The 21243-nt window shown below is 60.5% G+C and carries 20 protein-coding genes; 13 read left to right on the top strand and 7 right to left on the bottom strand.

The genetic code is table 11. The features are described from left to right. Nucleotides 1-28 precede the first annotated feature (28 nt). The 7 genes from msuE (at nt 29) to ASC97_RS25505 (ending at nt 8606) form a co-directional block, all read left to right on the top strand. Nucleotides 29-589, top strand: a complete 561-nt coding sequence (gene msuE, locus ASC97_RS25535) for an FMN reductase (protein WP_057471116.1) — start codon at nt 29-31, stop codon at nt 587-589. Nucleotides 590-707: 118 nt separating this feature from the next. Continuing rightward, nucleotides 708-2846 carry a methylmalonyl-CoA mutase gene (scpA, locus tag ASC97_RS25530; protein ID WP_057471115.1) on the top strand — a complete coding sequence of 713 codons (2139 nt, stop codon included), beginning with the start codon at nt 708-710 and terminating at the stop codon, nt 2844-2846. Nucleotides 2847-3205: 359 nt separating this feature from the next. Next, a complete protein-coding gene (locus ASC97_RS25525) occupies nt 3206-4363 on the top strand; it encodes a Gfo/Idh/MocA family protein (RefSeq protein ID WP_057471114.1) in 1158 nt (385 codons plus the stop codon). A 13-nt stretch (nt 4364-4376) separates the two neighbouring features. Then, complete coding sequence (locus tag ASC97_RS25520) at nt 4377-5261, top strand: carbohydrate ABC transporter permease (protein ID WP_057471113.1); 885 nt, start codon at nt 4377-4379, stop codon at nt 5259-5261. After that, nucleotides 5258-6118: a carbohydrate ABC transporter permease gene (locus ASC97_RS25515; protein ID WP_057471112.1), complete on the top strand. Its 861-nt coding sequence runs from the start codon at nt 5258-5260 to the stop codon at nt 6116-6118. Before ASC97_RS25520 ends, ASC97_RS25515 begins: the two co-directional genes overlap by 4 nt. Nucleotides 6119-6217: 99 nt before the next feature. Next, complete coding sequence (locus tag ASC97_RS25510; RefSeq protein ID WP_244481593.1) at nt 6218-7381, top strand: ABC transporter substrate-binding protein; 1164 nt, start codon at nt 6218-6220, stop codon at nt 7379-7381. Nucleotides 7382-7469: 88 nt separating this feature from the next. Beyond that, complete coding sequence (locus ASC97_RS25505; protein ID WP_057471110.1) at nt 7470-8606, top strand: ABC transporter ATP-binding protein; 1137 nt, start codon at nt 7470-7472, stop codon at nt 8604-8606. 25 nt (nt 8607-8631) lie between these two features. On the opposite strand, the gene ASC97_RS25500 is transcribed toward ASC97_RS25505, so the two are convergent. The 4 genes from ASC97_RS25500 to ASC97_RS25485 form a co-directional block, all read right to left on the bottom strand. Then, on the bottom strand, nt 8632-8934 hold the full coding sequence (locus ASC97_RS25500; RefSeq protein ID WP_057471109.1) for a hypothetical protein: 303 nt from the start codon (nt 8932-8934) through the stop codon (nt 8632-8634). A gap of 151 nt (nt 8935-9085) precedes the next feature. After that, nucleotides 9086-10186 (bottom strand): D-TA family PLP-dependent enzyme, encoded by a 1101-nt coding sequence (locus ASC97_RS25495; protein ID WP_057471108.1) that lies wholly within the window; start codon nt 10184-10186, stop codon nt 9086-9088. A 1-nt stretch (nt 10187) separates the two neighbouring features. Continuing rightward, entirely contained in the window at nt 10188-11663 is a 1476-nt protein-coding gene (locus tag ASC97_RS25490; protein ID WP_057471107.1) for a M81 family metallopeptidase, read from the bottom strand. A 20-nt stretch (nt 11664-11683) separates the two neighbouring features. After that, complete coding sequence (locus ASC97_RS25485; protein WP_057471106.1) at nt 11684-12169, bottom strand: hypothetical protein; 486 nt, start codon at nt 12167-12169, stop codon at nt 11684-11686. 110 nt (nt 12170-12279) lie between these two features. Between ASC97_RS25485 and ASC97_RS25480 the strand changes: the two genes are divergently transcribed. The 6 genes from ASC97_RS25480 to ASC97_RS25455 all read left to right on the top strand — a co-directional run bounded on the left by ASC97_RS25480 (nt 12280) and on the right by ASC97_RS25455 (nt 19056). Further along, a complete protein-coding gene (locus ASC97_RS25480; protein ID WP_057471105.1) occupies nt 12280-12669 on the top strand; it encodes a RidA family protein in 390 nt (129 codons plus the stop codon). A gap of 26 nt (nt 12670-12695) precedes the next feature. Beyond that, a complete protein-coding gene (locus ASC97_RS25475) occupies nt 12696-13559 on the top strand; it encodes a MurR/RpiR family transcriptional regulator (RefSeq protein ID WP_057471104.1) in 864 nt (287 codons plus the stop codon). A gap of 27 nt (nt 13560-13586) precedes the next feature. Next, complete coding sequence (locus ASC97_RS25470) at nt 13587-14363, top strand: SDR family oxidoreductase (RefSeq protein WP_057471103.1); 777 nt, start codon at nt 13587-13589, stop codon at nt 14361-14363. A 28-nt stretch (nt 14364-14391) separates the two neighbouring features. Then, nucleotides 14392-16311 carry a beta-N-acetylhexosaminidase gene (locus tag ASC97_RS25465; RefSeq protein ID WP_057471102.1) on the top strand — a complete coding sequence of 640 codons (1920 nt, stop codon included), beginning with the start codon at nt 14392-14394 and terminating at the stop codon, nt 16309-16311. A gap of 10 nt (nt 16312-16321) precedes the next feature. Further along, nucleotides 16322-17758 (top strand): M81 family metallopeptidase, encoded by a 1437-nt coding sequence (locus ASC97_RS25460; protein ID WP_057471101.1) that lies wholly within the window; start codon nt 16322-16324, stop codon nt 17756-17758. Between the two features lie 98 nt (nt 17759-17856). After that, nucleotides 17857-19056 (top strand): MFS transporter, encoded by a 1200-nt coding sequence (locus tag ASC97_RS25455; RefSeq protein WP_057471100.1) that lies wholly within the window; start codon nt 17857-17859, stop codon nt 19054-19056. A gap of 65 nt (nt 19057-19121) precedes the next feature. Here the strand turns inward: ASC97_RS25455 and ASC97_RS25450 are convergent, their stop codons facing one another. From ASC97_RS25450 to ASC97_RS25440, 3 genes are read right to left on the bottom strand one after another with little or no spacing between them, the layout of a single operon-like run. Beyond that, nucleotides 19122-19913: an amino acid ABC transporter ATP-binding protein gene (locus tag ASC97_RS25450; protein WP_057471099.1), complete on the bottom strand. Its 792-nt coding sequence runs from the start codon at nt 19911-19913 to the stop codon at nt 19122-19124. Further along, nucleotides 19910-20578, bottom strand: a complete 669-nt coding sequence (locus ASC97_RS25445; protein WP_057471098.1) for an amino acid ABC transporter permease — start codon at nt 20576-20578, stop codon at nt 19910-19912. Before ASC97_RS25445 ends, ASC97_RS25450 begins: the two co-directional genes overlap by 4 nt. Next, nucleotides 20575-21216, bottom strand: coding sequence for an amino acid ABC transporter permease (locus ASC97_RS25440; protein ID WP_057471097.1), 642 nt, complete (start codon nt 21214-21216; stop codon nt 20575-20577). Before ASC97_RS25440 ends, ASC97_RS25445 begins: the two co-directional genes overlap by 4 nt. Between the last annotated feature and the right edge of the window lie 27 nt (nt 21217-21243).

Genomic DNA, 21243 nt, shown 5'->3' with positions numbered 1-21243 from the left:
TGGAACGGTTCGCTGGAAAGGAAATGAAATGTCGGCTCCGAAACTCGTTGGCCTTGCAGGTAGCTTCAATCGCCCGTCTAAGACCTATGCCTTGGTGCAACACGTGGCAGACCTCGCCGCTGGTCAGTATGGCTTCGACAACACGATCTACGACCTTGCCGATCTCGGCGCGTCGCTCGGCCAGGCGCAGTGGCGCAAGGACCTTGACCACACGGCAAGTCGGGTCATCGACGACATCGTTAGCGCAGATGCCTTGATCATAGGATCCCCTACCTACAAGGGATCCTATCCCGGTCTGTTCAAGCACGTGATCGACCTGATCGATCCGCACGAGCTTCGCGCCAAACCGATCATCATCACCGCGACAGGCGGAGGCGATCGCCATGCCCTCATGGTCGAGCATCAGCTGCGACCGCTATTCGGTTTCTTCATGGCTCACACCCTGCCCACCGCAGTCTATGCGTCGGACCGGGATTTCACCGACCACAAGGTGTCGTCCGAACCTCTCTCCAAACGCATCGACGAGGTCGTCGGCGAGCTGGCAGCATTCTTTCCGGTAAAACGGGCGGTTCTTGCTGCTGCCGAATGACACGCCGACGCCGGTGACATAACGCGCGATCTACCCTCGCAAATTATCTCTGGTCTCTCTCGCGCCGCACGCCGTTAAGGTGATAGCCTGTGGAAAAAGCAGAGAGCCGGAGGAAAACATGACGAAGAGAACGCTTGGCGATTGGCAGATGCTTGCCGAAAGAGAGCTGCGCTCTTCACCCGAGATGCTCGTCTGGAACACCCCAGAGGGCATCGACGTCAAGCCGCTCTATACAGAAAGCGATGTAGCGGGTCTCGATCACTTGGGGTCGATGCCTGGCCTTGCGCCGTTCACGCGCGGCCCCCGCGCTACAATGTATGCCGGTCGTCCCTGGACCATCCGCCAATATGCCGGCTTCTCAACCGCGGAAGCCTCCAATGCCTTTTATCGCAAGGCGCTCCTGGCCGGCCAACAGGGCGTGTCGGTTGCCTTCGATCTGGCCACTCACCGCGGTTATGACAGCGACCATCCCCGGGTGGTCGGCGATGTCGGCAAGGCAGGCGTGGCGATCGATAGCGTCGAGGACATGAAGATCCTGTTCGACGGCATTCCGCTCGACAAGGTTTCGGTATCCATGACGATGAACGGCGCCGTGATCCCTATCCTGGCGAGCTTCATCGTTGCCGGTGAAGAACAAGGGGTGCCACGTGCCGCCCTTTCCGGCACCATCCAGAACGACATCCTCAAGGAGTTCATGGTCCGCAACACCTACATCTACCCGCCCGAGCCTTCGATGCGGATCGTTGCCGACATCATCGAGTACACCGCGCGGGAAATGCCGAAGTTCAACTCAATATCGATCTCAGGCTACCACATGCAGGAAGCCGGTGCGACGCTTACCCAGGAATTGGCCTTCACCCTTGCCGATGGACGGGAGTACGTGCGCGCCGCGATTGCCAAGGGGCTTGACGTCGACGAATTTGCCGGCCGCCTCTCTTTCTTCTTTGCCATCGGCATGAACTTCTTCATGGAGGCCGCCAAGCTGCGTGCGGCACGTTTGCTATGGACGCGCATCATGGAGGAGTTCCAGCCGAAGAAACCCTCGTCGCTGATGCTGCGAACGCACTGCCAGACCTCAGGCGTGTCGCTGCAGGAGCAGGACCCCTACAACAACATCGTCCGTACCGCCTTCGAGGCGATGTCGGCCGTGCTTGGCGGCACGCAGTCGCTGCATACCAATTCCTTCGACGAGGCAATCGCGCTGCCGACTGAATTTTCAGCCCGCATCGCCCGAAACACACAGCTCATTCTCCAGCACGAGACGGGCGTCACCAACGTCGTCGATCCGCTGGCGGGCTCCTACTACGTCGAGAGCCTGACTGCCGAGCTCGCCGCAAAGGCATGGGCGCTGATCGAAGAGGTCGAAGCGCTTGGGGGCATGACAAAGGCTGTCAACGACGGTCTGCCGAAACGACTGATCGAGGAGGCGGCGACGCGCCGGCAGGCGGCAGTCGACAAAGGCGAAGAAGTGATTGTCGGTGTCAACAAGTACCGACTGGAGAACGAACAGTCGATCGACACTTTGGAGATCGACAACACCGCGGTCAGAGCAGCCCAGATCAGGCGGCTGGAAGACACGAAACGCCGTCGCGACGGCGAAACGGTCCGCCAGACCCTGGACGCGCTTGCGCGGGTGGCAGCCAGCGGTAAAGGCAACCTCCTTGAGGCGGCCGTCGAGGCGGCCCGCGCCCGGGCGACGGTGGGCGAGATTTCCGACGCGATGCGGAGCGCCTTTGGCGATCATACCGCGACGCCGGAGGTCATCAAGGATGTTTACGGCGAGGCCTACCGTGACGAACCGGAACTGGCGGTGCTGAAGAGCCGTCTCTCGGACCTCGGCGCGACGCTTGGCCGCCGACCGAAGATCATGGTCGCCAAACTCGGACAGGACGGCCACGACAGAGGCGCCAAAGTCATCGCTTCGGCCTTCGGCGATATTGGGTTTGACGTGCTTGCCGGCCCGCTGTTCCAGACGCCGCAGGAGGCTGCCGATCTGGCCGTTGCCAGCAAGGTCAACGTCGTCGGTATCTCGTCGCTTGCCGCCGGCCACAAGACCTTGGCGCCGCAGTTGATCGAGGCACTGAAGGCCAGCGGCGCCGAGGACATCATCGTCGTCGTCGGCGGAGTTATCCCGCGCCAGGACTATCAATTTCTGACTGACCATGGCGTCGCCGCGGTCTTCGGACCCGGAACAAATGTCATCGAGGCGGCAAATTCGGTGCTGGATCTACTGGAGGGAAAACGGCGGAACAACTGACGTTCGGTTGTTGCTGCCGGTGGCAGGCATTCCATCCGTGGATGCCACGCGAAATCGAGCACATCTCCCTTGCTTAGTCCGATTTAAATTAGGATAAACTGGTATCGTGAACCACGAAGCCTCGACAGGGCGCGGGGTGGTACGGTGAGCGCGAATGACCTCCTCGTTTGGCGCGGGGCCCTTGTGTGCCGACAGTGTCATGGGCGCTGCCGATCGACGAAAATCGAAGGGGCTCGTCAAAACAGGCGCTTATGAAAATTAATTTCATAGTTTCAACTTTTTGCGTGATTCGTGTTGACGAGTTCGAATTTTTGTCCCAACTTGACGAAAATAAATTACGTAATGGGAACGAGAACAGCATGAAAGTGGGAATTATCGGGCTAGGTTTTCGGCTCGGCTACCTTGGCTATGTTTTCAAGTCTGTCGACGAAAGCTTCGAGATCGTCGGCTATGTCGATCCCGCGCCGGCGGGTCTTCCAGACCTGATTGAAAAGGGAATTTCCGCGGGCAAGGCCTATGCATCCCCCAAAGAACTGATCGCAAATGAAAAACTCGATCTCTTGATGATCGGGTCGCCGAACCACATGCATCTCGACCATATCCGGATCGGCCTTGAGGCTGGCCTGAAGGTGTTTTGCGAGAAGCCGATCGTCACGACGGTTGCTGAGAGCATCGAGCTTGCACGCCTGATGGCGAAGTTCGGGCAGGAGCGACTAATGGTTGGCCTCGTGCTGCGCTATTCGCCGCTCTATAAGGATCTGCGCGCCATTCAGGGCGCCGGCACGCTGGGCCAGATCGTCTCCATCGAGGCGTCGGAACATATCGAGCCCTACCATGGCGCTTTCTTCATGCGGGACTGGCGTCGCTACGAGCGGTATTCCGGCAGCTTCATGCTGGAAAAGTGCTGCCACGATCTCGACCTCTATAACGGCGTCGTCGGAGCGCGGCCCGAGCGCGTTGCAAGTTTCGGCGGCCGCAAGAGCTTCACGCCGGTCAACGACCCTGCCCGCGAGGGCATCAACGACCTGGAACTTTTCCATCGCAAGCCAAGCGGCTGGATGGGTTCGGAGAAGGTTTTCGACAGCGACGCCGACATCATCGACTACCAGGTCGCTATCGTCGAATATGCCAACGGCGTCGGAATGAACTTCCACACCAATCTGAATGTTCCGGATCAGTTCCGTCGCTTTGCCGTCATGGGCTCTCGTGGCATGGCAGAGGGCGATTTCGTTCGCGGCTATCTCGATGTGCACGAGCAACTGACCGGCAAGAAGGTCGTCGAGAACAAGTACGTTGCGACGGAGCTTTCCCAGCACTACGGCGCCGACGAACAAATGGCCGCCGATTTGCTCGACAGCGTGCGCACCGGGACGGAGCTTCCCGTCTCGACGCTCAACGCCCTTGAGGCCGGCATACTTGCCCTTTCAATGGACGAAGCCCGGATCAAGAAGACGATCGTCGACCTGCGCCCGGTGTGGGACAGTTTCGACGAGGCGCTCCACGCAAGGGCGGCTTGAGGAGGGCGGCAGGATGAATGTTCAACGAAGCACGGTCATCTTCGCCTGGTTACTGCTTCTCCCGGCTGTTCTCTATGTCGCGGTGATCGTTGCCTACCCGCTGGTCGATACTTTCATCCTTTCCTTTACAGATGCGTCGCTGAAGAAGACGACGAACTGGGTCGGCTGGGTCAACTACGGGAAGATATTCAACTCGACGTTTGCCGAGGTGATCATCCGGACCTTCGTCTGGACGTTCTTCTCCGTGTCCATCAAGATGATCATCGGCGTGTTCGGCGCAACGATGCTGAATTCGGCAGTGCCTGGCAGGGCGCTGTTTCGTGTCCTCACGATGCCGCCCTGGATTGTCCCCATGGCGATTGGCATTTTCATGTGGGGCTGGATGTACAACGGCCAGTTCGGCATGATTTCCGGCATGCTGCAGCGCGTCGGGCTGGCCGACGGACCTGTTGCGTTCCTTGCCCAAGGCTCGACGGCATTCTGGGCGACTGTTATTACAGACGTCTGGATCGGCGTCCCGATGGTGACGCTTTATATGCTGGCGGCCATGCAGGCGATCCCGCAGGATCTCTATGAAGCGGCCTGGACAGATGGCGCTGGCCGTTTTTATCGTTTCCGCCGCATTACGATGCCGCTGATCGTTCCTTCGATGATCACCATGTCGATGCTGTCGCTGATATCCACCTTCAACTCCTTCGATATCATCTGGATTCTCACGCGCGGTGGTCCGAGCGGCGAAACGACGACGATGATCATCGATACCTACCGCACGGCGATCGGTTCGAACAAATATGGCGAAGGCGCCGCTCGGGCAGTGCTGATCTGCATCTTCCTCTCGATCTTCTGCGTCTGCTACTTCCGTCTGACCAGCCGCCTTGCTTCCGGAGACAAGCGATGAAACAGCCTCCCATGCTGATCAATCGGTACAAATGGTATGAGATCATCGGGATCTATGCCGGTATCCTGCTGTTCCTCACCTTCGTGCTTGCGCCGTTTGTCGAGGGCTTCCTCGTCTCGCTGAAGCCGCTCAGCCAGCTGTTTTCCTCGCCCTATCGCTTCATTCCCGAGAACGGCTCCTTCGAGGCCTACCGGACCATGTGGGTGAGCGTGCCGGGATTCGCGCGCTATATCTTCAATTCCTTCTTCATCTCCACCATCGTGACTGCGGTCGTCCTGGTTCTCGTCATCCCCGCCTCCTACGCCTTCGCGCGTTTCGAGTTCAAAGGTGCAGGGCTGTTGCTCGGTGCGTTTCTTGCGGTCAACATGTTTTCGGGAGCCGTGCTGCTCATTCCGCTTTTCCGGTTGATGCGCACGCTCGGCCTTCTCAATACCTATTTCGCGATCATGGTTCCCGGTGTTGCCTTCCTGATCCCCTCCGCGATCTGGCTGCTCCGCACCTACATGATGCGCATTCCGAGGGAATTGGACGAGGCCGCGTTCGTCGATGGCGCCAGCCATTTCTACACGCTGCGCCGTGTCATTCTTCCGATCGCCATGCCCGGCATCACCGTGGTTGCGATCACGACCTTTATCGGCTCCTACGCCCAGCAGTTCATCTTTGCACTGACCTTCAATTCCAAGAGTGAATTTGCGCCGTTACCGGTTGGGCTCTTCGCCTACTTCGGGCGGCAGGAAGTTGTCTGGAACGAGCTGATGGCCGCAAGCTTCGTCGGCATTGCGCCTGCCATGATCGTGATCTTCTTCCTTCAAAAGTATCTCGTCAGCGGTCTGACCGCGGGCGCGGTGAAACAGTAAGCCAACCACCAGAGAAAAACGGGAGCTAAAAAAGTGACGATTCAATTGAAGACCGGGCTGATTGCCCTTGCCCTGCTCGGCTCCACCGCGCTCGGCACCATGACCGCCCATGCCGCTGACAAGGAGATCAGCTGGATCTATTGCGGCGACAAGATCGATCCTATTCACGAGAAGTACATCAAGGAGTGGGAAGGCAAGAATCCGGGCTGGAAGGTCACGCCTGAGGTTGTCGGCTGGGAACAGTGCCAGGACAAGGCCACGACGCTCGCCGCTGCTGGCACCCCCGTCGGCATGGCCTATGTCGGCTCGCGCACACTCAAGGAATTTGCCCAGAACGACCTGATCGTTCCGGTGCCGATGACCGATGAAGAGAAGAAGGCCTACTACCCCAACATCGTCGACACCGTCACTTTCGAAAACACCCAGTGGGGCGTGCCGGTCGCTTTCTCGACCAAGGCACTCTACTGGAACAAGGACATCTTCAAGCAGGCCGGCCTCGACCCGGAAACTCCGCCGAAGACCTGGGCTGAAGAAATCGCCGACGCCAAGCAGATCAAGGAAAAGACCGGCATTGCAGGCTACGGCCTGCCGGCCAAGACCTTCGACAACACCATGCACCAGTTCATGCATTGGGTTTACACCAACAACGGCAAGGTCATCGATGGCGAGAAGATCGTCATTGACAGCCCTGAAGTGCTTGCAGCATTGCAGGCCTACAAGGACATCACGCCTTATTCCGTCGAAGGCGCAACGGCCTACGAACAGAACGAAATCCGCGCCATCTTCCTTGATGGCAAGGTCGGCATGATCCAGGCAGGCTCGGGTGCTGCTGCACGCCTCAAGGACACCAAGATCAACTGGGGCGTCGCGCCGCTGCCGCTCGGTCCTTCCGCCAAGGGCGAAGGCACGCTGCTCATCACCGACAGCCTTGCGGTCTTCAAGGGCACGGGCGTTGAAGAAAAGGCGGCTGAATTCGCCAAGTTCATCACCTCTCCGGGCCCGCAGGGCGAGTACGAGCTTCAGGGCGGAGCAGGCCTCACGCCGCTGCGTCCGTCGGCAAAGGTCGATGAATTCGTCAAGGCCGACCCGTCGTGGAAGCCGTTCATCGACGGTATCGCTTTTGGCGGTCCCGAGCCGCTCTTTACCGATTACAAGGGGTTCCAGAACTCGATCATCGAAATGGTCCAGTCCGTCGTGACAGGCAAGGCCCAACCGGCTGATGCCCTCAAGAAGGCTGCCGGCGAGATCGAAGCGTTCAAGTAAGCCTTTATCGGGATCGCGGGCGCAACACCCGCGATCCTTTCTATTATTGAGTGTACGCGCCGCGCGCGCCGGCGACCGGAGACAGGTTTTGGGACAGCTTCTTCTCAACAAGGTTCAGAAATTCTACGGCGACTTCGAGGTTCTCAAGAGCGTTCAGCTCGATGTGAAGAACGGCGAATTCGTTGTTTTCGTGGGCCCCTCCGGCTGCGGCAAGTCCACGCTGCTACGAATGATTGCCGGCCTGGATGCAACGTCCGCCGGTGATATCGTCATCGACGGGCTGAGGGTCAACGATCTTCCGCCTGTCAAGCGTGGCATCGCCATGGTGTTCCAGTCATATGCGCTCTATCCCCATATGAGCGTTTTCGAGAATATCGCCTTCCCTCTGCGCGTCGAAAAAATGCAAGAGGAAAAGCTGAAGGCCAAGGTGGAGCATGCCGCGCGCATCCTTCATCTGGATCAGCGCCTGCAACAGAAGCCGGGCATGCTCTCGGGCGGTCAGCGGCAGCGCGTCGCCATCGGCCGCGCCATCGTGCGCGAACCGAAGATCTTCCTGTTTGACGAGCCGCTCTCCAACCTTGACGCCGCGTTGCGCGCCGACATGCGCATCGAACTTGCCAAGCTGCATCGCCAGTTGAAGGCGACAATGATTTACGTCACACATGACCAGGTCGAAGCCATGACGATGGCAGACCGGATTGTGGTGCTGAATGCCGGCGACATCGCCCAGACGGGTGCACCGCTGGAACTCTATCATAAGCCTGCCAACCTCTTCGTTGCCGGCTTTATCGGCAATCCGAAGATGAACTTCCTGCCGGTGACCTGCACGGCAGTCAGCGATGCCGGTGTGACAGTTAGCTACAAGGGACAGAGCGTGACGATCCCGGTCACGCCGCGAGACGGCGCTGTCGGCAAGGCGCTGACGCTCGGCGTGCGGCCGGAACATATCCATCTCAGCTCCGGCGATATCTCGCTGACTGTCGTTCCAAGCGTGATCGAGCGGCTAGGCGCCCAGACGGTCGCCTATGCCTCGCTCGATGGTGAGGGCGAGAATTTCTGCGCCACCCTTCCGGGCAGCATCGGCGTCAGACCCGAACAGCCGCTGGCTGCCGGGATCAACGTCGCAGACTGCCATCTGTTCGATGACGCCGGCATCGCTTTCGAGCGGCACGTCGAGCTGACCGACATCGACATCAACCTGCTGAACCCCACGGCTGCCGCCTAGCTGTGGGTAGCCGCAATCACTGTCGTCAGCGATCGAGGAAGTGAAGGAACGGCGCGTTGGCCGAGTAGGCGTAAGCGCCCCGGTCAGTGATGCCGAACCGGTACATGCAGCCTCTCAAGGCGGTAACGTACAGCAGGCTGTTTGTGTCGGTTGAGCCCCGACGGATTGCTTCCGGTGCGCAATAGCGGTAGGTGCGGTCGTAACGCTCCAGGAGACGCTGGTCGGAATCGACCCTGACGCCGCCATATGTCTGCCACTGCTGCGGAGGCTCGGCCGCCGATATGCATGCCAGGCTCGCGACTATTCCCAATGCCACACAGACTCTCATTGACGGATCTCCCCAGCGTCACAGAAAATTGCGCCGCATCAATGAAATGCAGTCCTGACGCTGATCGTCAAGATGATTCGCTCGAAGTGGGTAACGGGAGATAGCGCCGTTAGACGTATCGGTCGGTGAACGCATCCATCGACCGAGCGACCTACCAGACGAGGCCGCGGGCCGCGACCTCTTCGACGCGCGTGACGACGCCATCGCGATGGAAGACCATCGTGTCGAAGAGGTTGGAGACGACGCAGGTATGATTGGGGATGATGCGGATCTTCTCGCCGATCTCCGGCCGGCGGCCGGTGCACTTCGACAGATCGATCACACCGTGCTCTTCTGAAAGTCCAGTGATAACCGCATCGGGATAGCTGATCACGGTGCCATAGTCGGAAAAGCCGAGCAGATCCGAGGTGAGCGCTTTCGAGCCTGCGTCGATCACCGCGCGGTCCGCGGTCGGCCGCGACACCACGGTGGCCAACACGTACATGGCGCATTCGTCTTCGCTGCAATGACCGGCCCGCACCATCGAGCGGTCGTTGTAGATATAGGTGCCGGCGCGATGTTCGGTTGCCGCCGTCACGAGGTGGGCTTCAAACAGGCTCGGACTGCCGCCATTGCTGACGATAGGGCAGTCGATTCCCGCAGCCTTGAGCGATGACAGCGTCTCGCTCAGAAATGCCTGTACCTCGGCTGCGGCACCGGGTTTGGGGTAGTTCAGGAGACCCACAAATGTAAGCCCCTCTGCGTCGTTTATTCGACCGGCAAGGGCTATTGCTTCAGTCGGTGTCTGGACGCCGCAGCGACCGCCGCCGGTGTCGCATTCGACAAGGACCTCCAGCGGCTTGTGCGTGGCGAAATACTCTGAAAGCCCGTCGACTGTCGCTGCGCTGTCCGCCACGACTTTCAGACCGGAGATGCGCTCGTTGAGCGCAGCGAGGCGTTCGAGCTTCTGCGATCCCAGGATATTGAAGGTGATGAGGATGTCTTCGAAGCCCGCGGTCGCAAAGACTTCGGCTTCGCTGATCTTTTGGCAGTTGATGCCCTTTGCGCCGGCCGCGACCTGTTCAGCGGCAAGCGCCGGAATCTTGTGCGTCTTGATATGCGGGCGGAAATTCAGCCGGTGCTCGTCCATGTATGCCTGGACGCGCGCGATGTTCGCGGCCAGGCGGTCCTCGTCGATGATCGGCCGTGGTGTCGAAAGGTCTGCGACCTTGTCTCCTGGCTTGGCGACGACGGCAAACGGATTCTCGTGCATGTCAGGCAGCTCCCCGTTCGGTGCCGTGCGGATCGGCGATCATTGGCCAGATGTCCTTTCGCGCCCGACGATAGGGCGTCTTGGCCGGATTGTTGGGATAGGGCGTACCGGCCGCGCAGTAAATGATCTCCGACGCGATTTTCGAAAAGGAAGCGAAGAAGTGATTGGTCGACTTGATGACAAGGACCTTCTTCGACATCGGGTCGATACCCATGACGGCAAAAAGGCTCGGGTCGAAGCTCTGTGCACGCGTCGAGTTCAAAATGATGTCGATGCCATTGAGAACGATATGAACGGAATCGCCAAACGGTGCGAAGCTTTCGCCGAAACGCATCTCGGCGTTGAGAACGATCTTCACGATTTTGACGAGACCATCGACCGGATTTCCGGTGCCGGGCGCTGACTTGGCGCCGAAGCGCAAGGGAATCTCAGCCCCCTCTCCGGCTGCGATGCATATCTGCACCGCCATCGGATCCCAGATGGTGCCGATCGCGGTGTCGGTGACGCCGCGGGCCAGCAGCTCCTGCAGGAGGACCGTCGCGTCGCCCGCGGTGCCGCCGCCGGGATTGTCCCACATGTCGGCGATCACCACCGGCCATGCAGTCGCAGCAAGCGCCTCGTCCACGGCCTGCTTCTCGTCGATCTGCGGCATGATGAAGGTGCCGCGCTTCGAAAAGAGTTCGAGGCCCAGATCGCGCGCCAGCGCGTCACCCTTTTCGCGCTTGTCGTTCGTCACGACCAGAAGCTTCGTGCCCATTTCCGGCACATCGCCGGCCATAAAGCCGTGGATCACCGAAATCGACAGGATATCGTCGTCGTCTCGTTCGATCTGCATGAGCTTGTCGACAAAGGACCGCATGGGGTCGCGGGACGTCGGAAAGACGTCGATCATCCGGCAATCGAAGACGGACATGACGGGTTTCACCCGACCTTCGATGGTGTCAACGGCGATCCGCCATAGATCTCCGGCCCGGTCGACGAAATCGGTGTGGGGGAATTCCTTGAAATAGACGAAGACGTCGGCCGCCGAAAGCCGCTTGGCGGTCAAATGGCTGTGCGGATCCAGCTCGGCAAAAACAAGGATATCGGGGCCTACGATCCCGCGCACGCGCGCAAGAATGTCGCCTTCGGTATCTTCGTAGCCGGCTGCCACCATCGCTCCGTGCAGGCCGAGCACCACGGCATCGACCGGCATTGCGGCCTTCAGCTGGTCCAGGACTTCATCGCGCAGTCCTTCATAGGTTGCCTTGTTGACAAGCCCGGCCGGATCGGCCCAGGCAGCGGTTCCCTCGATCAGTTCCCACCCTTTTGCCGCGCAAACCTGACGACCGACGGTAATCGGTGCCGAGCAGAGCGTCGGCGTATCGGGATGTTGGCCCGGGGGAGCGTAGAGCGACGCTTCAAACGCGCGACGATCTACGCATATGGGTGAGAAGGTATTGGTCTCGGTTGCGAGTGCCGCCGTGAAAATCCGCAAGGTTTCGGCCTTTGTGTTGATCAGCCCATAGGGTTCGGCAGATAGCCGGTGAAGCCGCTGATCTTCCAGCGGCCCTCGTGCAGGCGGCAGTAGTAGAGTGTCTGCCACTGCATGATATCGCGGCTGCCGTCAGGCTTTGCAATGCCGCCGTCGAACTTCTTGCGAACGAGCGCCATGTCGCCCTCGATCTCGATGTCCTCGAGCGTCGTGGTCGTGAAGATGGCAGTGCGCGTGTCCTCGGCGAACGACTGGGTGGCGAAATCCTTTGCCTGGCGGACCCATTCGTCACGGTAAGCCGCCAATGTCGGAAATGCCAATCGCCACTTGTCCGGGCTCGTTTCCTTGCGGCCGTCAATGCCGATGAAGCCGTCTTCGACGAAATCCTGTTCGACCATCGACCAGTCCGCCGCCAGGAAAGCGTCGATGTCGCGGTGGACAAGCATCTCCCATATCGAGTGGCGAGCGATGTCGGACGAGGGGAAAGGGTTCTTGAAAGGATCGCGCATGGGGTTCCCGATTGAAATTCTTTTCATGATTGACGTTTTTCGCTGGTCAAATTCCCCTTTATATGGTCACTTGTCAACTTATCACGAAAATAATTTGCAAGGATCGGTCAATGTCCATCAAGCGTTATGGCACGGTTCAAAAGGGTGCGGGAGGCAAGCCTCTCCCTTTCGCGCGTGCTGTCGAAGCCGACGGCTGGCTCTACGTGTCGGGCCAGGTTGCCATGGAAAATGGCGAAATTATCGACGGCAATATCGTTGCCCAGACTCATAAGACAATACAGAACGTGCTGGCCATCCTTGACGAGGCCGGCTACGGCCTTGAGCATGTCGTTCGCTGCGGCGTCTGGCTCGATGATCCGCGCGACTTCTGGACCTTCAACGGCATCTATCAGCAATACTTCGGTGAGCACCCGCCGGCGCGGGCCTGCGTGCAGTCATCGATGATGGTGGATTGCAAAGTGGAGATTGACTGCGTCGCCTATAAAGCGAAAGACAAATAGCACGAGTAGCCGAGGGGGAGCCGGACATGGATATTTTCTCGACACTGCAGGAAGAGAAGGCCCGGCTTTCGCCATCGGAAAATCGTATTGCCGACATTCTGCTCAATGACTTTGAATTCGCTGTGAACGCCTCGATCATCGAGCTTGCCGAAAGGGCAGATGTCTCACCGCCTACGGTCACTCGTTTTTGCCGGCGCGTCGGCTGCGAGAGCTTTTCGGATTTCAAGGTCCAGCTCGCCCGTACCGCCTATGTCGGGATGCGCTATCTCCGGCCGGAGCCGAAAAGCAGAAATCCGGCCGATGTCGCCCAGGACATCATCACCAAGGCACAGAACGCCCTATTTCTTCTCCACCGCTCGCTTGACCTTGCAGCCGTCGAGCAGGCGGCGGAGCATTTGGCCAAGGCCGACATGATCTATGCCTTCGGCTCCGGCGGCAATTCGTCGATGATCGCAAGCGAACTTCAGAACCGCCTGTTCCGCTTCGGCCTACGCGTAACGGCAAGTTCCGACCACAGCATGCAGCTGATGATGACGGCCGCGGCAAAGCCCGGGGACGTGCTGATCGGGTCGTCCTTTTCCGGACGCAATGCCGAGCTTGTGCGTTCGTTCACGCTTGCGCGCGAAACCAAGGTCACTTCGATCGCCCTCACACAGGCAAACAGCCCTGTCGCGCATGCCGCCGATATCGTCGTGCCGATCGACCTTGCGGAAGGCAACAATATCTTCCGGCCCACCTCGACGCGGATTGCCTATCTTGCGGCCGTGGACGTCCTCGCCAGCCTGGTCGCATACAATGTACAGCCGCAGGCGGCCGTGACGCTTCGCCGTATCAAACAACAACTCGTGGCCCACCGGGATGGCGATGACCGCCAGCTTCTGGGGGACTGAGAATTCCATGCCAGGAAAGGACTTAGAATGACACAAACGGTAGCGATCGTGACCGGCGCTGCAGGTGACATAGGTCGGGCCATCGCAGGCCGGCTTGCGGACGATCACGATATCATACTGCTTGTCGACATCGACTTGGCCGCTGCTGAAAAGGCTGCCCGCGGTCTCGGCCCGGCCGAGCGTTTCGTTGCGTTGAGTTGCGACGTCACGAATGCGCAAAGCGTTGGCGAAATGGCCAAGCGTGCAGCCGCCCTCGGCAGCGTCAAGACGCTTATCAACAATGCGGGTGCTGCCCGCGCCGTCAGCCTCCAGACGACCACGCCGGAGGATTGGCGCGCCGACAATGCGTTGAACCTGGAAGCCCCGTTTCTCTGCTTCCACGCAGTTGCGGACCTCCTGAAGGCCTCCCAGGGCTCGGTCGTGAACATCGCATCGGTCAATGGCATGGGCGTATTCGGTCACCCCGCCTATAGCGCTGCCAAGGCGGGGCTCCTGCATTTCACCAAGCTGGTTGCGGTGGAATACGGCAAGTTCGGCATCCGCTCCAATGCTGTCGCGCCCGGCACGGTGCGCACTCAGGCCTGGGAGGCGCGTGCGGCCGCAAACCCGAATGTCTTCGAGGAAGCACGTCGCTGGTATCCGCTGCAGCGCGTCGTCGATCCAAAGGATGTCGCCAATGCCGTCGGCTTCTTCGCCGGTCCCCAGGCGACAGGTATCACCGGCGTCTGCCTGCCCGTCGACTGCGGCCTGACGGCAGGTCAGGCCGAGCTTGCCCGCACCTTCTCCCAATCCTCCGACTACTGACATACGTGATATAAAGAGAGTTACAGTTATGGAAACGGCTTCCTATCGCCTTGAAAGCGCGTGGCAACCGGACGGTGGCCCGAATGGTCGCTTCACGTTCACCTTGTTCAACCTGTCGGACGCACCGCTCGCCGGTTTCAAGCTGGTCTATACGTCGTTGACGCGCGTGATCGACAAGAAGGCATGCGAGAACGCCACCTTCCTGCGCCGCAATGCGAATTTCCACGAATTCGCGCCTCCGGCCGGCCTGTCGATCGCGCCAGGTGGGAGCTGGACGTTCACGGTCAGTGGCCTGCATCGGCCGGCCAAGCACTGCACCGATGGCGCCAAGTCCGCCTATCTGACACTTGCAGACGGAAAGCACGTCGCGGTCGCGGTGTCGGACCTCCTTTTGGAGGGGCGCGTCAACGAGCCGCCGCCGGTGCTCCTACCGGAAGGCAGGCTCGACCAGCCGTTCGCGCTGCAGCCCTGGCCAGCCGAGATCGACGCCAAGCCAGGCGAAGGTTTCCCGGTCGTGCTCTATCCGGCAGAAGGGTCGTCTCCGGACGAGCTTCGGGCGATCTCGACAGTCCTCGCGCTCGTCCGTCGTCTCTTCGAAAGCGCGCATGCGCCGTACCATCTGTCGCCGTCGCCACAAGGCCGCACTCTGCGCTTTCTCGCCGACGCGTCGGTTGCCAGCGAAGGCTACAGGCTCAACTTCTCGGCTGATGAAATTACCCTCTCCTACAGCGACGATGCCGGCCGGCAGTACGGCCTGACCTCTCTGGCACAGTTGCTGGAAGGGGCGCGAAGCCAGCCGGGCAAATTTCGTTTTCCTGTTTCCGGCGCGATTGCGGACCAGCCGCGCTATGGCTGGCGCGGCTGCCATCTCGACGTGTCGCGCCAGTTCTATCCGGTGGCCGACATCAAGCGGCTGATCGATATCCTGGCCTGGTTCAAGCTCAACATCTTCCATTGGCACCTGACAGACGATGAAGCATGGCGCCTTGAGATCAGGGCCTATCCGCAGCTGACGACCACGGGTGTTCTGCGCGGACCGGACGAACCCTTGTTGCCGCAGCTCGGCAATGGTGCCGAGCCTGTCGGCGGGTACTATTCGCAGGACGATGTCCGCGACATCGTTGCCCATGCCGGTTCCCTCGCGGTTGAAGTCGTTCCGGAGATCGACATTCCCGGCCACAATTCCGCAACGCTTTCGGCCTTACCGGACCTCACCGATGGCCAGGAGGCACCGGAGAGCTATCACTCGGTCCAGGGCTATCCCAACAATGCGCTGAACCCGGCCGTTCCGTTGACCTACGAATTCCTGGAAAAGGTGTTCGACGAGATGGTGGAGCTCTTCCCCTCCCCCTACCTTCATATCGGGGGAGACGAAGTCGCGAATGGATCCTGGCTCGCCTCGCCGCTTGCCAAGAAGCTGATGGAGCAGGAGGGCATATCCGGCACGTTTGCCCTGCAGTCCTACTTCCTGAAGCGCATCAAGGACATGCTGACGGCGCGCGGCCGCAAGCTTGCCGGATGGAATGAGGTTGCCCATGGCGGTGGCGTTGCGGCGGAAAATAGTTTGCTGATGGCCTGGGAAAATCCGCAGGTCGGCATCGATCTCGCGAAGGAAGGCTACGAGGTCGTCATGACCCCCGGTCAGGCCTACTATCTCGATATGGTCCAGGCGGAACAGTTCCAGGAGCCGGGCGCGAGCTGGGCTGGCACCGTGCCGCCGGCGCACACCTATGGTTACGAGGCCGAAGGCGACTTTCCCGAGGAGCTGAAGGACAAGATGAAGGGAGTGCAGGCCTGCATCTGGTCGGAGCACTTCCTCTCGCGCGGTTACTTCAACCGCCTCGTCTTCCCGCGTCTTCCGGCCATTGCCGAAGCCGCGTGGACGCCGAAGGCAAAGAAGGACTGGGATCGCTTTGCCGCCATCGTGCCGCTGAGCCCGAAACTGTAGGAGAATGACCATGCGGATTGCAGTGGGTGGAATTCACACGGAATGCAGCACCTATTCTCCGGTGCTGATGGCGGTCGAGGATTTCCGGGTCCTGCGCGGCGCGGAGCTTCTCGGCGCCGATTATTTCAATTTCCTCAACGCGGAGGGTGTCGAACACCTTCCGCTTCTCCATGCCCGGGCCGTTCCAGGCGGCCCGGTCTCGCGCGTCGCCTACGAGGCGTTCAAGACCGAGTTTCTCCACCTCCTGCGGGCAGCACTGCCGCTCGACGGGCTTTATCTCGCGATGCATGGCGCGGTCAACGTCGAGGGGATGGAGGACGCGGAGGGCGACTGGATCTCGGCGGCCCGCGCCGTCGTCGGTCCGGATTGCGTTGTGTCCGCAAGCTACGACCTGCACGGAAATGTCAGCCAGAAGATCATCGATCAGCTCGATATCTTTGCCGCCTATCGTACGGCACCGCATATCGACGTCCGGGAAACGATGGTGCGCGCCTGGTCGATGCTCATCGACGCCTTGAAGAGCGGCACGCGGCCGGGCATTGCCTGGGCGCCGGTACCGGTTCTGTGGCCCGGGGAGCGCACCTCCACAGAAGACGAACCGACGAAGAGCCTCTATGACGTCCTGCCCGGCGTCGATCGTCGCGACGGCATCCTCGACGCCAACCTGATGATTGGCTACGTCTGGGCCGACGAACCGAGGGCAACGGCCTGTGCCGTGGTGACGGCCGCCAGCAAGGCAGAGGCCGCCGAGGCCGCGGCAGAGATCGCGCTCTCCTATTGGAATGCACGGGAGGAATGTGTTTTCGGACCCGTCACCGGTCCGCTCTCCGACATGCTCGACATCGCGGAAGCGGCGGGGACCACGCCTGTCATCCTGGCTGACTCTGCAGATAACCCGACAGGGGGTGGCGTCGGCGATCGGGCGGATGTCCTGAACGAGCTGATCGATCGCCGCTTTGACGGTGCGCTGATTGCCGGCATTACCGATAGGCCGGCCGTCGAGGCCTGCTTTGCTGCCGGCAAGGGTGCGAAGGTCGCGCTGACGATCGGGGGCAGCCTCGATCCGGCGAGCACGCCTGCCAAGGTTGCCGGCGAGGTGGTCATGCTCGACGATCCGGGGCCTGCAGCCGAACGCCAGGCGGTGGTCGAGTTCGGAGGCATCACCGTCGTCCTTGCCGCGCGTCGCCGTCCATACCACAACATCGCCGATTTCACCCGCCTCGGACTGGATCCGAAGTCGGTGCGCCTCCTCGTGGTGAAATCGGGCTATCTCTCGCCCGAGCTTGCGCCCATCGCCAATCCGAACCTGATGGCGTTGACGCAGGGCGTGGTGAACCAGGATATAGAGGGACTGGTAAGCAAGCGCCGCGCCCGGCCGGTTTTCCCCTTCGACCGGGATTTCGATTACCAACCGCAAGTGCGCTTCTCGGCGCGCTGGCAGGACTGACATTATCTTGCCTTGGCAAGGTTTCGGCTCTCCGCCGAACCTGCCAAGGCGCAATCGCCCGCAGCGCCGGGTGATTTGCGAGCTCCTCGATACCCATCATGACCCGTCTCCTCCCCGATGTTTTCCGCAACCCGACAATCCGGGTCAGCATGCTTGCGATCTTTGCCTTCGGCTTTGCCGGCGCGGCAACCTCGCCCTATCAATCCGTCGTGGGAATTCGCGAGCTTGGCCTCAGCAATGGGCTTTACTCAGCGCTGATCTTCTGTGCCGCGGCCGTCAATGTCATCGTCAGCATCTTGCTCGGCAACCTCGCCGACCGGCTCGGCGAATACCGCACCATGATGCTCTCGGTCGCCGTCTTCGGTATTCTCGGCTATGGCGCCATTTACGTCATCCCCACGCAGGTGACGTTCGTCGTCAGCGCGCTTTTGTTGTTGCCGATCTATGGCTCCATGAACTCGCTGCTTTTCGCCAACGTGCGCGCGACGACCAAAGGCATGCCGCGCAACGACGTAGCGACGGTGAATTCAGGCGTTCGGGCCATGATTTCGCTGTCCTGGGTGCTGGTACCCGGCATCACCGGCGCACTCCTGTCGCGATCGTCGACCATGCTGCCGGCCTATCTCTTCGCAGGCCTCGCATGTGTCGTCTGCCTCGCCCTGATCGCCGTCTTCCTGCCGCGCCAGAGCGGCACCGACAAGGCCGCAACCCGCCATCTGTCGCATCTGGCGGCTCTCGGGGAAGTCGTCTCGCCGCCTGTCTTCTTCAGGGTGATTGCCGTGGCGCTGATCAGCAGCACATTGCATGTCAACGGGGCAATTCTGCCGCTTATCGTGACCGGCGCCGCGCACGGGACCGTCGCCGATATCGGCATCATCGTCGGCATCGTCGCCCTTCTCGAAGTCGTCTTCATCGTCGTCTGGGGTCGTGCGCAGCGGGTGATGAGCCATGTGACGGCGCTTGCGATCGGCACCATGATCTACGTCGCCTATCTCCTCATGCTCGGCTTTGCCTCGGCGCCCTGGCATGTCTACGCACTAACTGTGGTAAGTGGCATTGGCGCCGCCGCCCTGATCAGCATCCCGATCACCTATCTGCAGGATTTGATAGCCGAGCGTCCCGGCCTTGGCAGCGCCCTGATCTCGGTCAACATCTTCCTCAGTGCCGGCCTGAGCGCACTGCTGTTTGCGATCGGCACCGGCATCAGCAACTACTCCGGAACAGCCGTCATCGGCGCGGTCGCCGGCATGTGCGGCCTCGGACTCATGCTGTTCTTCGAGCGCAGAAAGCGGCGCTGAGGGCGCTTCGCGACTGCTCATGCCTCACTAGACGGGCATGAACCCTCAGATTGCGCCGAAATCGTCTACAGCAGCATCGAGGCGCCGCGATCGAGATAGGTGTCGAGGAATTGCTCGAGACGTGGGTTTCTCGGTTTCCTGAAGACGTCCTGCGGCGCGCCGGTGAACAGCAACCTGCCGTGATCGAGGAACGTGATCTGCTGGCCGACCGTCGCGGCAAAGCCGATCTCGTGGGAGACGACCACCATCGTCATTCCTTCGGCGGCGAGATCACGCATGACGTTGAGCACCTCGCCGGTCAGTTCCGGGTCGAGCGAGGAGGTCGGCTCGTCGAACAGCATGATCTTCGGCTTCAGCGCCAGGGCGCGGGCGATGGCGACGCGCTGCTGCTGTCCGCCGGACAGCTGCGAGGGGTAGTGCCCCGCGCGGCTTTCCAGGCCCACCTTGATCAGCTGCGCCATGGCGCGCTCCTCGGCATCCTTGCGGCTCATTTTGTGAACTGTCTTGAGCGCTTCGCTGACGTTGCCGAGCGCCGTCATGTGCGGCCAGAGATTGAATTGCTGGAACACCATGCCGATCTGGGCCCTGATCGCGCGGTTGGCGGCGGGCGCTATGCGTTCACGGACCCCCCGTGCGTTCTCGGTGAAACCGAGAACTTCGCCGTTGACCGCAATTGTGCCGGATGTCGCCTCCTCCAGAAAAGCCATGCAGCGTAAAAGCGTGCTTTTGCCTGAACCGGACGGACCGATCAGGCACGAAACCTGTCCCTGTGGGATCTCCAGGTCGATACCCTGCAGGACGGTCGAGTCCCCGAACTTCTTGACGAGATTTCTGACGGCGATAGCGGGGAGGCTCATGCGTTGGAAAACCTGAATCTGGTGAGTTTCGTTTCGACGAGGTGGCCGAGCCGGCCGGTAATTTCGACGATAACCCAATAAAACAACGCCAGCACCGACAGTGCTTCGACGAAGGCGTATTGTTGGGCACCGATCGCGCTCAGCGTCGCGGTCAGCTCTGGGACGGTGATGATCGACAACACGGCCGTCTCCTTCATCAGGAGGACTGCCATATTGAGCGATGGGGGCAGAACCAGCATGGTCATCTCGGGAAGCAGGATGCGACGGATAATCTGACCCTGCGTCAGGCCGACGCATTCGCCGGCCTCGATATGTCCAGTCGGGACGGCCAAAAAGCCGGATCGGAAGATCTCGCTATAGTAGGCTGCACCGTAGATCGAGATGCCCAGGAGGCCGGCAGGCAGCGGGTCGAGTGACAGGCCGATGAACGGACCGCCATAATAGACCAGGAATATTTGGATCAGGAACGGTGTACCGCGCAAGATGGCGACCACGAAACCGAGCAGTCTGTCCAGCAGCACTCCGCCAAATCGTCTGCCAACGGCGACGAAAAAGCCAAGGACGGCGGCGGCAATCGTACCGACGATCCAGATCAGGATCGTCACCCCCGCGCCGCTCAGAATGGCCGGCCACGCATCGAAAAGGACGTTGACGTCGAAGCTCATCGGGGAACTCCGGGGAGAGAGCGCTCTATCATGCCGCCGGCCAGCGCCACGATCCAGTTGATCGCAAGGTAGATCAGCCCGGCGGAGGCGAAGATCTGCAGCGGCAGGAACGTGCTGCCCGCCAGGTCCTGCGCCATCCGGGTCAGCTCGACGATGCCGACGACCGATACCAGCGAAGATGCTTTGAGGATGAGGATCGCCTCGTTGACAAGCGCTGGAAACGTCAGCCTGAGGGCGATCGGGGCCTTGATGCGGCGAAATATCTGGCTCGGCGTCAGACCGACCATTTCCGCCGATTCAATCAGCCCGTCCGGGACGCTCGCAAAGCCGCCGCGCAGGTTCTCCGCCTGATAGGCTGCGGTGCAGAGCGACAGGCCAACAATCGCCGCAACGATGCTCGGCACGTTCAGCCCGATCGCCGGAAGCATGTTGTAGATGAGCAGCAACTGCACCAGCAGAGGCACCCCGCGAAAGAAGCTGATGAAAATCTGGGCAGGCGTGACGAGGAGCTTCTTCTTCGAGAGAAGCATGCCTGAAAGAAGGATCGCGATCGCAAAGCCGATCAGGATCGATACGACGCTGATCGTCACCGTATAAATTGACGCCTGCAGCAGCAACTCGAATAGTTTGATGGACATGTCCGGCTTGTTCCGCCTGGGCGTCGG

This window comes from Rhizobium sp. Root1203, assembly GCF_001424945.1.
Lineage (GTDB): Bacteria > Pseudomonadota > Alphaproteobacteria > Rhizobiales > Rhizobiaceae > Rhizobium.
Note: the sequence above shows the minus strand (reverse complement) of the source record. Positions and strands in the feature narration are given on the sequence as shown.

Coding starts and splice junctions, on each gene's coding strand:
- ASC97_RS25510 (WP_244481593.1), top strand. CDS start 6,218: ATGACCGCCCATGCCGCTGACAAGGAGATCAGCTGGATCTATTGCGGC.
- ASC97_RS25470 (WP_057471103.1), top strand. CDS start 13,587: ATGACACAAACGGTAGCGATCGTGACCGGCGCTGCAGGTGACATAGGT.
- ASC97_RS25485 (WP_057471106.1), bottom strand. CDS start 12,169: ATGCGCGATCCTTTCAAGAACCCTTTCCCCTCGTCCGACATCGCTCGC.
- ASC97_RS25465 (WP_057471102.1), top strand. CDS start 14,392: ATGGAAACGGCTTCCTATCGCCTTGAAAGCGCGTGGCAACCGGACGGT.
- ASC97_RS25460 (WP_057471101.1), top strand. CDS start 16,322: ATGCGGATTGCAGTGGGTGGAATTCACACGGAATGCAGCACCTATTCT.
- ASC97_RS25450 (WP_057471099.1), bottom strand. CDS start 19,913: ATGAGCCTCCCCGCTATCGCCGTCAGAAATCTCGTCAAGAAGTTCGGG.
- msuE (WP_057471116.1), top strand. CDS start 29: ATGTCGGCTCCGAAACTCGTTGGCCTTGCAGGTAGCTTCAATCGCCCG.
- ASC97_RS25495 (WP_057471108.1), bottom strand. CDS start 10,186: ATGCACGAGAATCCGTTTGCCGTCGTCGCCAAGCCAGGAGACAAGGTC.
- scpA (WP_057471115.1), top strand. CDS start 708: ATGACGAAGAGAACGCTTGGCGATTGGCAGATGCTTGCCGAAAGAGAG.
- ASC97_RS25520 (WP_057471113.1), top strand. CDS start 4,377: ATGAATGTTCAACGAAGCACGGTCATCTTCGCCTGGTTACTGCTTCTC.
- ASC97_RS25445 (WP_057471098.1), bottom strand. CDS start 20,578: ATGAGCTTCGACGTCAACGTCCTTTTCGATGCGTGGCCGGCCATTCTG.
- ASC97_RS25525 (WP_057471114.1), top strand. CDS start 3,206: ATGAAAGTGGGAATTATCGGGCTAGGTTTTCGGCTCGGCTACCTTGGC.
- ASC97_RS25440 (WP_057471097.1), bottom strand. CDS start 21,216: ATGTCCATCAAACTATTCGAGTTGCTGCTGCAGGCGTCAATTTATACG.
- ASC97_RS25515 (WP_057471112.1), top strand. CDS start 5,258: ATGAAACAGCCTCCCATGCTGATCAATCGGTACAAATGGTATGAGATC.
- ASC97_RS25480 (WP_057471105.1), top strand. CDS start 12,280: ATGTCCATCAAGCGTTATGGCACGGTTCAAAAGGGTGCGGGAGGCAAG.
- ASC97_RS25500 (WP_057471109.1), bottom strand. CDS start 8,934: ATGAGAGTCTGTGTGGCATTGGGAATAGTCGCGAGCCTGGCATGCATA.
- ASC97_RS25475 (WP_057471104.1), top strand. CDS start 12,696: ATGGATATTTTCTCGACACTGCAGGAAGAGAAGGCCCGGCTTTCGCCA.
- ASC97_RS25455 (WP_057471100.1), top strand. CDS start 17,857: ATGACCCGTCTCCTCCCCGATGTTTTCCGCAACCCGACAATCCGGGTC.